Origin of the sequence: Kitasatospora sp. NPDC056731 (genome assembly GCF_040687675.1) — a bacterium.
In the GTDB taxonomy this organism is placed as follows: Bacteria; Actinomycetota; Actinomycetes; order Streptomycetales; family Streptomycetaceae; genus Kitasatospora.
Window position 1 is genome coordinate 138,967 of sequence record NZ_JBFBNR010000020.1, and the last position, 13,844, is coordinate 152,810.

15 protein-coding genes and 1 pseudogene are annotated in these 13,844 nt (G+C 69.7%); 8 read left to right on the plus strand and 8 right to left on the minus strand.

Features of this window, described 5'->3' with window-relative positions:
- Positions 1–424: 424 nt before the first annotated feature.
- From AB0R04_RS22135 to AB0R04_RS22145, 3 genes are all read right to left on the minus strand, one after another.
- A complete protein-coding gene (locus tag AB0R04_RS22135; protein WP_363373680.1) occupies positions 425–3,406 on the minus strand; it encodes a hypothetical protein in 2,982 nt (993 codons plus the stop codon).
- A 606-nt stretch (positions 3,407–4,012) separates the two neighbouring features.
- Positions 4,013–4,821, minus strand: a protein-coding gene (locus tag AB0R04_RS22140; RefSeq protein ID WP_363373682.1) for an IS5 family transposase whose coding sequence is annotated in 2 segments (ribosomal slippage) — positions 4,013–4,473 and positions 4,473–4,821 — 810 coding nt in all. Because the reading frame shifts where the segments join, the coding sequence is not laid out codon by codon here.
- Between the two features lie 479 nt (positions 4,822–5,300).
- The gene (locus AB0R04_RS22145; RefSeq protein WP_363373684.1) at positions 5,301–5,552 is read right to left on the minus strand and encodes a hypothetical protein; all 252 of its coding nucleotides are present in this window, start codon (positions 5,550–5,552) and stop codon (positions 5,301–5,303) included.
- Positions 5,553–5,673: 121 nt separating this feature from the next.
- Here AB0R04_RS22145 and AB0R04_RS22150 point away from each other — a divergent pair, with 121 nt between their 5' ends.
- Positions 5,674–6,516, plus strand: coding sequence for a helix-turn-helix transcriptional regulator (locus tag AB0R04_RS22150; protein WP_363373686.1), 843 nt, complete (start codon positions 5,674–5,676; stop codon positions 6,514–6,516).
- Positions 6,509–6,718: a DUF397 domain-containing protein gene (locus AB0R04_RS22155; RefSeq protein ID WP_363373688.1), complete on the plus strand. Its 210-nt coding sequence runs from the start codon at positions 6,509–6,511 to the stop codon at positions 6,716–6,718. The genes AB0R04_RS22150 and AB0R04_RS22155 overlap by 8 nt, the downstream gene beginning before the upstream one ends.
- 120 nt (positions 6,719–6,838) lie before the next feature.
- On the opposite strand, the gene AB0R04_RS22160 is transcribed toward AB0R04_RS22155, so the two are convergent.
- A complete protein-coding gene (locus AB0R04_RS22160; protein WP_363373691.1) occupies positions 6,839–7,051 on the minus strand; it encodes a hypothetical protein in 213 nt (70 codons plus the stop codon).
- 188 nt (positions 7,052–7,239) lie between these two features.
- On the minus strand, positions 7,240–7,875 hold the full coding sequence (locus AB0R04_RS22165) for a TetR/AcrR family transcriptional regulator (RefSeq protein ID WP_363373692.1): 636 nt from the start codon (positions 7,873–7,875) through the stop codon (positions 7,240–7,242).
- 147 nt (positions 7,876–8,022) lie between these two features.
- On the opposite strand from AB0R04_RS22165, the gene AB0R04_RS22170 reads away from it, so the two are divergent.
- Positions 8,023–8,781 carry an SDR family oxidoreductase gene (locus AB0R04_RS22170; RefSeq protein ID WP_363373693.1) on the plus strand — a complete coding sequence of 253 codons (759 nt, stop codon included), beginning with the start codon at positions 8,023–8,025 and terminating at the stop codon, positions 8,779–8,781.
- Between the two features lie 239 nt (positions 8,782–9,020).
- Here the strand turns inward: AB0R04_RS22170 and AB0R04_RS22175 are convergent, their stop codons facing one another.
- On the minus strand, positions 9,021–9,458 hold the full coding sequence (locus AB0R04_RS22175) for a hypothetical protein (RefSeq protein ID WP_363373694.1): 438 nt from the start codon (positions 9,456–9,458) through the stop codon (positions 9,021–9,023).
- 104 nt (positions 9,459–9,562) lie between these two features.
- Between AB0R04_RS22175 and AB0R04_RS22180 the strand changes: the two are divergent.
- Together AB0R04_RS22180 and AB0R04_RS22185 are read left to right on the plus strand one after the other, a co-directional pair.
- A pseudogene (locus tag AB0R04_RS22180) lies at positions 9,563–9,682 on the plus strand (DUF397 domain-containing protein); the annotation flags it as partial.
- 144 nt (positions 9,683–9,826) lie between these two features.
- The gene (locus tag AB0R04_RS22185) at positions 9,827–10,243 is read left to right on the plus strand and encodes a DUF3592 domain-containing protein (RefSeq protein WP_363373697.1); all 417 of its coding nucleotides are present in this window, start codon (positions 9,827–9,829) and stop codon (positions 10,241–10,243) included.
- Positions 10,244–10,310: 67 nt separating this feature from the next.
- On the opposite strand, the gene AB0R04_RS22190 is transcribed toward AB0R04_RS22185, so the two are convergent.
- Together AB0R04_RS22190 and AB0R04_RS22195 are read right to left on the minus strand one after the other, a co-directional pair.
- Positions 10,311–10,994 carry a GPP34 family phosphoprotein gene (locus AB0R04_RS22190; RefSeq protein WP_363373700.1) on the minus strand — a complete coding sequence of 228 codons (684 nt, stop codon included), beginning with the start codon at positions 10,992–10,994 and terminating at the stop codon, positions 10,311–10,313.
- A gap of 486 nt (positions 10,995–11,480) precedes the next feature.
- Entirely contained in the window at positions 11,481–11,846 is a 366-nt protein-coding gene (locus tag AB0R04_RS22195) for a hypothetical protein (protein ID WP_363373703.1), read from the minus strand.
- Positions 11,847–11,987: 141 nt separating this feature from the next.
- Here AB0R04_RS22195 and AB0R04_RS22200 point away from each other — a divergent pair, with 141 nt between their 5' ends.
- Genes AB0R04_RS22200 through AB0R04_RS22210 form a run of 3 tightly spaced genes read left to right on the plus strand, consistent with a single transcriptional unit; the run spans position 11,988 to position 13,752 of the window.
- Complete coding sequence (locus tag AB0R04_RS22200; RefSeq protein ID WP_063350518.1) at positions 11,988–12,347, plus strand: hypothetical protein; 360 nt, start codon at positions 11,988–11,990, stop codon at positions 12,345–12,347.
- On the plus strand, positions 12,344–13,366 hold the full coding sequence (locus tag AB0R04_RS22205) for a hypothetical protein (protein ID WP_363373706.1): 1,023 nt from the start codon (positions 12,344–12,346) through the stop codon (positions 13,364–13,366). Before AB0R04_RS22200 ends, AB0R04_RS22205 begins: the two co-directional genes overlap by 4 nt.
- Positions 13,363–13,752 (plus strand): roadblock/LC7 domain-containing protein, encoded by a 390-nt coding sequence (locus AB0R04_RS22210; protein WP_363373707.1) that lies wholly within the window; start codon positions 13,363–13,365, stop codon positions 13,750–13,752. Before AB0R04_RS22205 ends, AB0R04_RS22210 begins: the two co-directional genes overlap by 4 nt.
- Positions 13,753–13,844: the final 92 nt, after the last annotated feature.

Genomic DNA, 13,844 nt, shown 5'->3' on the forward strand with positions numbered 1-13,844 from the left:
CGACCGGCTGATGCACGTGGCCCACGAGACCGTCCACCAGGTCCTCTACGTCCAAGGACGGGGCGAACTGCGCCGCGAGCCGTCCGGTGAAGGGAGCGTTTTGGGGCGCGCGCCAGTGTGAACACCGGCTCCCGCCCCCGGGGTCGCCGGGGGCGGGAGTTTCAGGCCCGTCCCAGTTGTCCGCGTGACCATCTAGCGCGGGCCAGAACGGGGGTTCCGGTCAGAGGAGGTCAGGACTCCACCGGCCGGTGATTAACTGCTCGTTTCAGAATGCCGCTGGAACTGAAGGAAGCGTTGACGCTATGGCAAGTTCGACCAGGACTTGGCAGAGGCTGGCACGTCGTTCGTAGCGGGCGCGGAGTCGCCGCTGGTGATTGTGCGGGGGCGGGCCCGGGTTGTGGTCCGGGCCCGCGTGGTGTGGTGGTCAGGCTTTTGTTGCGGCCTTGACGGCTTGGTTGATCTCGCCTCCGGTGACGGTCGGGTTGGTGGCGGCCCCGGCCGGTGTGGCCTTCTTGGTGGCCTGGATGGCGAGTTCGGCCATCTTCTCCAGGTGCTGGGTGGCGGTCTTCATGGCGTCCTGGGCGCGTTCGCCGGCGGCCTTGTCGCCGGCGGCGGCAGCTTCGATGCCCTTGGTGAGGACCTGGCCCATGGTGTTGAGGCCGCTCATGTCGCGGAACAGGTTCGCGGTGGTGATGGCCTGCGCGGCCTGGAGACCGGTTGGGTCGGGCATGGCCACCAGCGGTGTGAAGGACGCCGCGGTGGTGCCCAGGCCGGCCACCGAGAGGTCGAGGTTCTGCGCGCGGGTGCCGGTGGCGACCGGTGCGATGTCGGGGGCGGTGATCTGGATGGGCGAGTCCTTCCAGTTCCAGAACCGTGTGAGGTCGATCTTCTCGGCCGAGTTGGCCCGGCCGAGGACGGCCTCGGCGAACACGCCGTCGGTGGCGATGGCGATGGTGTTGGTCACCGACGCGCCGAGCGAGGTGTCGCTCTGGTGGCGGGCCTTGGCCCACGCCTCGCGTTCCTGTTCGGCGGGGAAGTTCCACCGGAAGCCGAGGTAGTTGCCGGTGGCGGCGACGGGCTTGGGGTCCAGCAGCATGCCGAGCGGGACCGCGGCGGCGGTCGAGCCGGCCGGGGTGTAGGAGTAGTTGGCGAGGATGCGGCTGAGGGTCAGCTCGTCGGCGTTGGCCCACACGGCCTGGCTGTAGTGGCGGCGGTTGTCGTTGAGGTGGTCCAGCACCGCTTGCGGCACGCTCCCGCCGCGCACGTGGAAGCCGAGCGAGGAGAGGTAGGTGCGGGTGCCGGACTTCACCGTCGCACCGAACAGCCCGCACAGGGCCGCTCCGCCAGCGTCCTCGCTCAGGTCGGGTGCCGCGGTGGTGGTCTCGGCGACGCCGAAGTTGGCCACGCCCGAGGTCATCGTCAGACGCAGTCCGGCGAGGCTGCCGCGGGCGCCGGTGCCGGCCCAGGCGTCGTAGGAGAGCAGTTTGTCGGTGGGGCCGAAGGTGTAGGAGGCGCGCTGGAGGACGCCGGAGCTGCCACTGTCGCCGAAGCGGACGGTCTGGCCGGGGAAGACCACCTGAATGCTGCGGATTCCGGCCTCGTCGTACCAGACGTCGATCTTGGAGGCGTAGGAGGAGTCGGCCTTCGGCGGGGCGTCGAAGGCCAGCGGCGCTTCCCGTTGCGCCATCAGGATCCGCAGGAGGGAGCCGTCGGTCTTGAGTACCCAGTGGTCCCCGTTGGTGGACGAGACGATCTCGGCTATGCCGGTGATCGTCGCGAAGGGGGGCTTGGGGGTGGTCCAGGCGATCGCGCCCGGTTCCACCACGAGGGCCTTGCCCTCGGCAGTGATGCCCCACAGCGTGCCGTCCGGACCTGCGGACAGGCGCCGCACGTTCGGCACCGGGGTCCGCTCCAGCCATCCGCCGCCGCTGCGCTCGTAGGTCCGCCCCTGCCGGCAGTACCAGACCTTGTCCCGGCCGACGACGGCGACGTCCTCAGCAGGGGCGTTCAGGTCCTGCCACGCGCCGTTCGGGGTGAGCTGCCAAAGCGTGTTCCCCGTGCCGAGGCCGACGAGGTAGAGCGAGCCGTCCGGACCACCTGCCAGGGACACCCCGCGCCAGCCCTGCGAGTCAGGAGTCCAGGCTGTCCCGTTGAAGTGCATCAGCAGGTTGTCGGTCCGGAGCGCGTAGACCGTGTTCTTGCCGGGTGCGATACGGATCAGGCCGCTGTCCAGGCCGGTGGTGGGCAGCGGATTCCACTGCCGGGCCACCGGGTCGAAGCGGACCGGGCTGCCGTCGGACTTGCGCACCCCGTACACGCCCATGGGAGAGGCGGCGATGTCCGCGAGGTCCACTCCGTCGAAGTGCGCCACCTGGGGTGCCTCCGGCGCCGTGCACGCGTCCAGCTTGCGCTCGGCGGTGTTGAAGGGGTTGGCCTCCCGGATCTTCTTCGCCCACTCGGCGGGCGCCACCGACGCCAGGACCTCCTTGTACCGCTGCAGGGTGGTGTTGGTGAAGGTGAGTTCCTGCAGCGGGATGAACAGGCAGCGTTCGAGCTTGGTCGGCCTGGTCGTCACGCTGTAGACCTGTACGACCTCGTAGTACTGCACCGACATCGCGTGCATGTGGTTGTAGTTGGTGACGACGCGGGTGAGGACCTTCTCCTTCTCCGACTGCGTCGTCTCCCGTACCACGGTCATGTTCCGGCTGCGGGCGGCGGTGGCCAGTTGCTGGGTGCGCGCGCTGATGCGCTGCGCGGCCTCGGCGGCGACCGACTTCACGCCGGTGGAGCGCGAGACCGCGGTCGTGAATCCCGAGTTGGACGAGTTGCTCCAGGACGCGCCGCCGCTGATGATGCCGAGCGAGGTGCCGAAGGTGCCGCCCGAGCTGGCCGACTTGCTTGCCTGGGAGGCCTGGGAGGTGCCGTACTGCTCTTCGCGGGCGATCGCGTTGGCGACCTCGCTGATCGAGCGGTTCTGGTCGGTGATGCTGGAGAGCGAGTCGTTCTCGGCAGTGCTCTCGGTGCCGGTGGCCTTGGTGCCGCGCTGCCAGTCGACGACCGCGACCTTGGTGCTCTCTCCGGGCGCGAGCGCCAGGCTGTGCAGCAGTCGGCCGAGTGTGACGCCCTCGGCTTTCCAGCTCTGCTCCGTGGTGACGATCATGCCCTCGGCCGGGCGGTCGTAGAACGGCAGGTTCTCCTCGCCGAGGTCGATGGCGCCGGTGAGCTTGCGCGCCGGCTTGGCACCGGGTATGTCGGTGAGCACCACCGACCGGTAGCGGACGATCTCCGTGGGGTAGTTGCCGGTCGTCGGGAGCAGGTCCTTGGGTGTCTCGCCGTCCAACCCGGCAGGGGCCGCCGGGGGTGTCGCCGGGGTGGTGGCAGGTGTTCCGGTGCTCGGGGTGGTCATCACGGTTCCCGTCTGCGAAGGAGGTCAGGGAGAGGCAGCCGGGCGTCGGAACGCCCAGCCCATGGGCGAACGACGCCTTCCGGTTCGCTCGAAAGCTATCCAGGACGATCACAACTTCGTTGCATTTCAAAGAACTTGGCCAGATCCGGTGCGTGCCGAAACGACCCTCTTGCAACGTCCGCCCTGGCGAGCCGGCCAGTCGGACCGGCGGCCACGGTGACGCCCCCGCGAACCGATTCGATTCGATCGCGACAGGTCAAGTCCGTGCTTTATCGATCAAGGCTGGACATGCGATGAGCCGTCAAGTGAGCTGTGAATAGCATCGATTGAACTGGAGTGGTGGATTCCGGTCAGTTTCTTCCGAAAGGCGGAACCCATGTCCTCGACCACCGACAGGCACCCCGCGCACGGCGGGCGGCCTCGCCGTCTGCGGCGCGGCACGGGCGTCGATGCTGGCCGCCGCGACGGGATCATCCGCATCGGCTGATCCCGTACCAGGACGCCGCCGGGGGAGAACAGCCGTCCGAGGCCGCACAGCGGCCACTTCCCGCAGCCGACCCGGTGGGGCTGCCGCAGGTGACACCCTGCGGCGGCCCCACCGTCCGTTCAGAGCGAGGGCCGCAGCCGGCGAAGGCATATGAGCCCGCAGGCCAGTTCGAGCAGGCCCTGATGGAGGTCGGCGCGCCGCTCGTAGCGGATGCGGAGCCGCTTGAACTGGTGCAGCCAGGCGAAGGCGCGCTCGACCACCCAGCGCACCTTGCCCAAGCCGGAGCCGTGGGCGACACCGCGCCGGGCGATCAACGGCTTGATACCGCGCTGCCGCAGCAGACGGCGGTACTTGTCGAAGTCGTAGCCCCGGTCGGCGTACAAGTGCCGCGGTCTGCGGCGGGGGCGCCCCCGAAGTCCCCGGATCGGCGGGACCGCATCCAGCAACGGCAACAACTGGGTGACGTCGTGTCGATTCCCGCCGGTGAGCGTGATGGCGAGCGGGGTGCCGTGCCGGTCGACGATCAGATGGTGCTTCGAGCCGGGCCGGGCGCGATCGACGGGCGAAGGGCCGACGTGGCCCCCCCTTTCAGGGCCCGGACATGCGAGCCGTCCACGGCGCAGTCGTCGAGATCCAAGAGGTTGGCCCGGCGCAGCTCGGTCAGCAGAGCGGCGTGCAGACGTGACCAGACTCCGGCCTCAGTCCAGTCCCGCAGTCGGCGCCAGGCCGTCACTCCGGAGCAACCGACTATCTCGGCGGGGACGTCGCGCCAGGCGACGCCAGTCCGCAGCACGTACATCACACCGGCGAGGGCCGCCCGGTCGGGAGCACGCAGCCGACCCGGAAAGCGGTGGCGCCGCTCGGGCACAGGCGGAAGCAGCGGAGCCACCCGCTCCCACAGGTCATCCGGAACAAGATCAGTACGCACCCCGGACACCTTGTCGACCTAGATCGCCCAGCGCAAGACCCACGGCTCGATCATTCTGAAACGAGCAGTAAGGGGACGGCCGCTCCCCGCCAGAAGGGGGTGACTGGCGGGGAGCGGCGTGGCTCGACGAGGGCCCGGCACCAACCCACCCTCGGAGCCGACCGGCAGGGAAGTAGGCCCGCCGGTACTCACCCGTCCGCGGCCGTCTTTCGCGGACGGGCGTTGAACCCCGTCGCCACAGAGGATGAGCACTCACGCTGCGACGACGGGAGCCTGTCAGTCCGGCGGGTCCGGTTCCCACCCGCACCACACGCCGGCCGGAGGGATACACCGAAGGCCGCACTGAGCGGCGGTCATGGCATCAACTCGACGTTCATTCAAGGGGATTCACCTCTTCGCCGAAGAGGTCGAGGGCGCATCGCGGGTCGGAGCGGCGGCGATGCCCGCCAAGGCAGCCGTTGCGGCGGCCAGTTCGACGGTCACGAGAGCGGCCGGCGGCGCGGGTTGCACCCGGCACCGGGCGCGATCTCCCGGGGGTCGCACTGTCGCAACTGGTCCGGCCTGGTCGTCCACTCCTGACCCCCGCCGATCGGCCTCAGGAAGGCCGCCCCGCAGAGGATCTCCATGAAGACCCCCTCCTTCGGCTTGCCGTCGGCGTCACGGTGCTTCAGGTCCCGCACCACCTCGTTGCGAACGAAGTCGGGCAGCGTGGATTTCGGGTCTTCGGACATGGGGATCTCCGTAACGCTTCGCTCTTGGCGGGTCACTTGGTGTAGCCATAGTGGCGCGCCTGCCCCTACGATCGGAAGCGGATCTGAAACTTGAAGCGACTACTCGGCAAGTTGGTGAATCATGGTGAATCGCAAGGAGCTTGATCCAACGTCAGGCCCGTGGGCACCTTTCGGAGTACAACTCCGCAGGTCACGCGAGGCAGCTGGGATCACCCAGGCCAAACTGGCAAAGCTTGTTGGGGTTGATCCCTCTTACGTCTCCTACGCTGAACTTGCCCCGCTGGACCGGACGCCGCCAAGTGAAGCGTTCGCCCGAGACGTCGACCGGGTGCTTGAGACGGGCGGAACCCTGCACCTCATGTGGCTTCAGGCCAAGCATTCAGCCTTGCTGGAAGGCTTCCCCGAGTACGCTGGCCATGAGGCACGCGCAAGCGAGATTCGGATCTTCGAACTTGGCGTAGTCCCTGGGCTGCTTCAGACCGAGGCTTACGCGGGAGCTCTTGCTCTGGCAGATGTTCGCCGGAGAGACATCACCCCCGGCCAGGCCGACGAGCGTGTCTCCTTTCTGCTCGCGCGACAGAAGCTCCTGCTGAGAAAGACTTCTCCGCTCATCCATGCCGTGATGGACGAGGGCTGTCTCCGAAGGGTGATCGGGGGCCCAAAGGTCATGCGGGAGCAGTTCGAGAAGCTTGAGCAGCAGTACGAGCGGGGGAACGTTGTCCTTCAGGTGGCGCCGTTCAGCATGGGCGAGCATCGCCCATTCGTCTCACCTGTGCGGCTGCTCACGCTCCCCGACGGCTCCCTCTTTGGCTACTCCGAGTCGGAGGGTCGAGGGCACGTGGAGCGAGACGACGTCAGGCTACTTGACTGGCGCAGACGATACGATCGCCTACAGGTTGGAGCGCTGGCGGAGTTGGCGACTCTCGAATTGATACGTGCTGCTTGGAAGGACTCTCATGGCTGACACCGATTTGACGACGGCGTCGTGGGTGAAGTCGAGCTACAGCCAACAAGGTGGGGACTGCCTTGAGGTTGCGCCAGGCTTTCTTGACTCCCTGCCCGTCCGTGACTCCAAGGACCCCGAGGGCCCTGCCCTGATCTTCCCGGCCGACGCCTGGCGGTCCTTCGTCTCCGCCGTCCGTACCGGCGAGTTCGGCGACGTCTGACGTACGCACGCTGCCCTGAGACCCCGCCACCCCTTTCCGGAGTGGCGGGGTCTCTTGGCTGACCGTTCCTTCGGCCTCGGGGAACATCGGTACAGCGGTTATCGGTGAGAACGATCTCGGTCAGGGCGTGAGTGCGTTGACGCGGTTCTCGTACTCGCGGCGGGCCTTGCGCTGGGTCGGGACCGCGGGGAGGCCCTGGCCGCCGTCGAGCGGCTGGCAGCGGGCGAGGAGCTGGCGGTGCACGGCGGGGACGGCGCTGACGCGCAGGACGTCGAGCACGTCGAGGATGTGCTGGTTGCCGCGCACGAGGCGGAACATCTCGGAGATGTGCACGGTGTCGCCCGGCCGCGCGTAGGTGAGCAGTTCGCCGAACTTCGGCCGCTGGAGCGGCTGGGGGTGCCCGGGTCCTCCTCGAAGACGACCGGGTCTTCGATCCCGGCCTCGTGAAGGACGAGTTCCTGCCGGGCGGTCGCGAACCCCCTGCAGCGCTGGGCGGCGGCGTACGAATTCCAGCCCTTGGATCAGGCTGGTCGATCGGAGGCGTACCGGGCGAGCGTGGTCTCCACCGCCTGCTCGACGGCGTAGCGGATGTCAGAGGCTGCGGGGTTCCAGTCGGTCAGCAGCATGCGGGGCCACAGGACGTAGTTGGCGATCATCCCGAGGAACTGGTTGGCGGCGCTCTCGGCGTCCGGGACGTCGGCGTTGCCGGCCTCGTGCTCCGACTCCAGGTAGTGCTGGACCGAGGTGAAGTAGGGCAGCTTGCCGAGTTGGAACTGCATCCGTCCCAGTTCGGGGAAGCGGGGCAGCTCGGCGATGACGATGCGGAACAGGGCTGTCATGCCGGGCCGGCCGATCAGGTCGGCGTAGCGGTGGCCGATGGAGGTCAGGCCGGAACGCAGGTCTCCGGCCTGAGGTCGCGCGACGGCGCCTGCGGCGTCACGCTGCCAGGACTCGGTGACGATGGCCTCGAAGAGGGCTGCCTTGGTGGGGAACTGCTTGAACAGGGTGGACTTCGAGACGGCCGCCCCTTCGGCAATGCGGGCGAGGGAAGTGCCGTCGTAACCGCGGTTCAGGAAGAGGTCCGTGGCTGCGGAGATGATCGCCTCACGCTTCTGCTGGGCGAGACGGCGGTGGTGTGCGGAGAGCTCTGCTGCCATGCGTGCAGTATGCCCCAGATCCGAGGCGAGTCACTTGACTCGCCTCTTTTGCTGCGCCTACGCTGCAATGGAAAGGCGAGTCAACCGACTCGCATCTGATGGCGGTGCCCGATGTCTCTCTGGTGCCGTGCGATGAGGGAGCAGCTGATGACAGCCGACAGGATCGCTTTGGTGACCGGTGCGAACCGTGGCCTGGGCCGGAGTACGGCTCTCGCGCTGGCGGCGCGCGGGGTGCGGGTCGTGGTCACTCATCGCGGTGATGCAGCCGGGGCCGAGGAAGCGGCGCGGCAAGTGCACGCCGCGGGTGGGACTGCCGCTGTCATGCGTCTCGATATCAGCGACATCTCCTCTTTCGGAGCCTTCACTTCCGAGCTGAGCGCACTGCTTGAGCGCTGGGGGGCCTCGCGGCTCGACATCGTGGTCAACAACGCAGGGGTTGGCGTTTTCGGTCCGCTGGAAGCTGTCACGGCCGACGACTTCGACACGGTGTTCGGCACGAACGTGCGGGGCACGTTCTTCCTCATCCAGTCGCTTGTGCCGCTGCTGGCGCAGGGCGCCCGGGTCATCAACGTCTCGTCGTCGTTGACTCGCCACACCAGTCCCGCGACGTCGGTCTACTCCGCTTCGAAGGCCGCCGTCGAGGCTCTGAGCCGTACTCTGGCCGCAGAGCTCGGCCCCCGAGGTATCCGGGTCAACTCCATTGCCCCGGGGCCGACCGCCACCGACTTCAACGGCGGTGCCATGCGGGATGACGTCGGTATGCGCCAGGGTCTGGCCGGGCAGACCGCGCTCGGCCGTGTCGGGGAACCCGAGGAGATCGGCGACGCCATCGCCACGTTGGCGTCGGAGGGCCTGCGCTGGATGACGGCCCAGCGCATCGAGGTCTCCGGCGGCGTCCTCCTCTGAGCGACCGGGCGAGCCTGTCCCGGGCCGCGCCGGATTCATTCCGCGCCGGTCTCGTCCTCGTCCAGCTCTGGGGCGTCCGGGTCGCGCAGCGGGCGCAGGGCGCCGGCGGTCGGGGTCGAGGCGGTGAAGCTCTATCGGCCGAGCAGGTCCAGGTTGCGGTGCTTGAGCGGGGTGGGGCGAGTCGGGCAGCCAGAGCAAGACTTCAAGGGGCTTCCAGGGATCCGGCCAATGGCTTCGGGTCAGGTCCGCTTGCGGCTCGCGATCTCGTCAGCGAGCTGCTGCACGTGGGCGGGGTCCGCGTCCCGGGCAAGGGCGACATAGTGGTCCATGACGGCCGGCCGGTAGCGCACGGGGAACGTCTGTCCCGGGGCGAGTCGGGTGAGCTCGGTGATCGTGAGGTTCTCGTCCGCGATACCGCGGAACGAGATGCCGCTGGCGGTCTCCACGTCGAGCATCAGGACCACGCGTGGATTGCTGTTGACCTCCCGCCAGTCGACGAGAACGCCGAGCGCAAGCGCCCCCGTACGCAGTTCCGCATTGCGCTTGCGTGCATCACTGCTCAGGAACGGGTTCGGGGCGACGCCCGGGAAGTCGGGCCCGACACCGAGCGATTCCCGACTCAGGTCGGGCCTGAGCTGCGCCATCATGTCGTTGAGCTTCTTCCGCGAACCGAACATCCTGGCCCCTCCCTCACACCGGTGCCGGAATCTCGGCCTGGCGCTTCGTAATTCACTGCGATTGTACGTCGCGGCCATTCCCGGCCTCCGGCGCATCGCCCCGTCCCGGTGTTGTCCCCGTCCGCGATTCCAAGGACCCCGAGGGCCCGGCCCTCGCCTTCTCCCCCGATGGCTTCGCGGCCTTCGTTGTCGCCGTCCGCACCGGCGAGTTCGGCGACGTCTGACGTACGCGCGCTGCCCTGAGGGCCCCGTCACCCCTTTTCCGGAGTGGCGGGGCTCCGCCGTGAACTGGGCGGGTTCCGGGCGTCAGGAGTGCCTGCGGTCGGCAATACTGGGGTGTCCGGGGGCGATTCGGACAGGGAGGCGCGGTGGGCGGGACGGCCGGATTCGCCGTGGTGGTGTTCGGCGGCCTGGGCGGCGTGGTCGCCTACCTCGCCGGGGTCGTCGGCCTGCGTGACCTCCGGCGGCTGCGCCGGGTCGGCGTCCCGGCCCAGGCCCTGGTGCGCGCCCGCGTCCCCGCCCCGGAGGACCGCGCGCTGCCACCGCGCCCGCTGCTGCAGTTCGAGACCGAGGACGGCCGGGTGGTGGAGGTCTTCTCGCCCGTCCCGTCCACCCCGCGTCACCCGCTGCCGGACGGCGGCCACGTACAGGTCCGCTACGACCCGGCCGACCCCCGGCAGGTCCTGGTGGAAGGCCGCGAACGCAGGCCCCTGGAGTACGGCTTCGTGGCGCTCGGGCTGCTGATGGTGCTGGCCGCGATCACGCTGGCGGTCGCCGTCCTGTGAGGCTGCACGACGGTTGCGACGTTCATCAGAACCCGAGTCGTGGGGCGGGCCCGGCGCCGGTGCCGGCTCAGGTGATGACGGTGGTGGCGGCCGTGGTGGCGATGGTGACGGCCGCGATGGCGGCCACGGCGGCCTGCATGTTCCGGATCGCCTGGCCGACGGACTCGCCCGCCCAGTCGCCCTCGGCGATCTCCGCGAAGCGCGGCTCGACCTGCTTGCGGGGCTGTTCCGGGAAGGCCACCTTGTACAGGCGGGCGGTATGCAGGAGGGCAATCAACGTGGCGGTGCGGACGTCCGGTTCGGCGCCGTCCAGGACCACGGCGGCCAGGCGTGCGCGCAGGGCGCGCTCGACGGAGCCGTCCGCCTCCGGGTAGCGGCGGACCGGGAAGAGGCCGAGGGCGCGGTGGCGCTCCTCGACGACCAAACCGCGCTCGCACAGCCGCTGGACGGTGTCCCGGATCGCCGTCGGCTGGTCCTTGGCCAGCCAGTCGGCCGGCTTGGCCTTTCCGGCGCCCTTGCGCCCCACCCACTCGGCGAGCCGGTCGAGACGCCCGTCGAGCAGGGGCTCGCCGGTCGGCGTGCGGTCGGTGACGGTCAGCTGGCCGTCGTCCACCACGACCCTCCCGGCCAGCGCGAGGTCCGCGAGGAACCCGCCCGCCACCGCCCAGCCGGCGGTCGTACCCGCCTTCGCAGCACCGGACTTGTCGTCCAGCGACAACAGCATCAGCTCCTCGGCGAGGGTGACGTGCATGCTCCATTCCTTTCGCGGATCAGAGGCGATCACCGGCAACCGGCAACTACCAGCGGTACCCATCGGGCTCCCCCGCTTCCCCTGCCGTCCGGCGCGGCGGCTCGGCGGCGCGCCTTCGTGCCGCGCGCGGCGTGGTCGAGCCGATTCCGCGGCACCGCCGAAACACCGGCGCTCCGGCGGTTCGACCACGGTATTCCGGCGCTCCGTCGCCGGCCGGAACAGCCGGGGCGAATATGACGCCCAGTCATCGGAAAGTCACGCATTTCCATGGTCGGCGTACACCCGCGATATTCGCGGCCCGATTCCCACGGACGGATCCCCGTAGTCGGTTCGTCACGCCCCGCATTCGCTCCGCCCGGAATTCCACGCGCGAAACGCGGCCCGCGCGGGCCTTCCGGGCGGGCCTTCGGGCGGACCTTCGGGCAGGGCTTCCGGGCGGGCCTTCCGGACGGGACGCGGACACCCGGGCCGCCGGCCCGGCCTCGGCTAGACGTCGAGAGCGGCCTCGATGCGCTTGAGACCGTGCCGGGCGAGCGCAAGGTTGCCGCGCGAGCGGTCCAGCGCCAGGTAGAGGAAGAGAGAGCCGTGACTGCGGGTCAGCGGGCGGATCAGGTGGTACTGGGTGCCGAGGGTGATCAGGATGTCCTCGATGACATCGTCGATCGACAGCGCGGCCAAGGCGCGTATCTTCGCACGAACGACCTCGGTGTTGGCGGCGGCCGCAATCTCCAGGTCGAGCTGCTGCCCCCCGCCGAGGAACCCGAGTGACATACCGCTCTCGTAGTCGGCCACGGCCACTCCGATGGCCCCCTCGATGGCCATCGCGTCCTTGAGTGCGTCGTCAATGTTCATGCGCTGTTCGTCCTTTGCGTGACTTCCGGGCAGAACTCCCGTGTGCAGGAACAAAATAGCAAGAAGTCGCCGGTTGTGGTCGCCTCGTGAAAATGATGGAATAAAGTACGCTACCGGGGTTCAGAACGTGAAGGGGTACTGGTGCGCGCACTCGAAGCTTCTCTCTCCGATGTGCTCGGCTCCCCCGGAGTGGTCGGTGCCGCGCTCGTCGACGCCGTCACAGGTCTCAGCTACCAGTCCGCCGGGGACCACCGGCTGCTCGGGACCGGGGCCGAACTCGCCGAGCTGACCAACCTGATCGGCGAGCGGCTGTACGAGGCAGGGGCGGAGAGCGAGTTGGAGAGCCTGGTGGTCACCAGCACCCGCCATCACCAGGTCGTCCAGGTGGTGTCCCGGATGGGCGATCCCCTGCTGCTGGCCACCGTGCTGGACCGGGAACGGACCAACCTGGCGCTGGCCGTCCGCCAGACCGCCGACCGCGCGCAGGACTTGCTGGCATGACCGACCCGTCCCACGACACGGCGCCGCCCGCCATGCCCGCAGCTCCCACGACGCCGGCTCCGCCCACCGCGCGCAACGTGCCCGCGCTGCTGCTCGCGCTGCGCCGGACGGAGTTCACCGGCTCGGTCACCGTCTCCAGCGCACCGGGCGGCACGATCCACCTGGAGCAGGGTCTGGTCGCCGCGATCGAGACCCCCGGGGCCCCGACCGCCGCGACCCTGCTGCTGAAGTCCCGGCGCGTCGGCGAGGAGGAGTGGGCGTCCGCCGAGACGGCCGCGTCCGTCGGCCGGCCGGCCGACGCTCCCCCGACCTGGGGCGGCGACCTCGGCGCGGCCCTGGTGGCTCAGGGGTCGATCGGCGCCGCCGAGCTCGAAGCCGTCTGCACCGCCGCCGCCTTCGACGGGGCCTTCGCCCTGGTGCTGAGCCCGCCCGGCAGTTGGGAGACGGCCGAGGCGGCGCCGCCTGCCAGGATCGCGCTGCGCCCGGGCATCGAGCCGGAGCAGCTCTTCGAGGAGACCGCCCGGCGGACGGCCCTGCTGACCCGCCTCTGGGGACCGCCCGGCGAACTGGCCCGCATCCGGATCCGTCCTGCCGCCCGGGCCGAATCCGGCGCGCTGCGGATCCCGGTCCGCTACCGGGAGATCCTGGCCGCCGCCACCGGCCGCCGCACCGCGCGCGACCTCGGCTTCGCCCTGGGACGCGGTGTGTTCGCGGTGCTCGTCGACGTCGTACGGATGGACGCCCGGCACCTGCTCCACCGGGAACCGGCGCACCCGGCTCCCCTGGCACCGAGCGTGGCCCCGCGCATGCCGACGAGCGAACCGCCGCCGGCCGACACCAGGCCGCTGCCGCGCCGCGTCCGCAGCGGACGCGGCGCGGGTGGTCCGGGCGGCCCCGGCGGCCTGCCCGCCCGATCCGAGGGAGCGGCGGCCGCTTCCGACGGTCCACCGAACGCACACCGCGCCGAGCACACCGCGCGTACCAAGACGACCGAGCAGAGTGAGAAGAGCGCACCATGAGCAGCCAGACACCGACCGCCGTGCTGGTCGACGAGTTGAAGTCCCTCCGCGACCGGGTCATGGGCATCTCGGAGAGTGTCATCTCCACCACCGACGGCCTGTTGGTGGCCGCCGACACGGCCGCCGTCCACCCCGAGTCGGCCGCCGCCCTGTCGGCCGCCATGCTCGGCCTCGGCCGGCGCACCGCGGCCGAGGTCGGCGTGGGCAGCCTGCGCGACGTGGTCACCCGCTGCAACAGCGGCTACGTCGTGGTGCTGGCGATCGGGGAGCAGGCGCTGCTGATGATCCTGGGAGACGAGGGCCTCGACGTCGCCGGCCTGCACCGCGAGTCACCCGCCACGGTCCGCCGCCTGAGCGAGTTGCTCGGGATGGTCCCCGCGGTCTAGGGGCTCTCTTTCGGATCACGCCGGGCGCGCGACGCCGGAGCACGCACCTCGCCGCGTTGTCGTCGGTCGCCGATACTCCGCATGGACTCCCT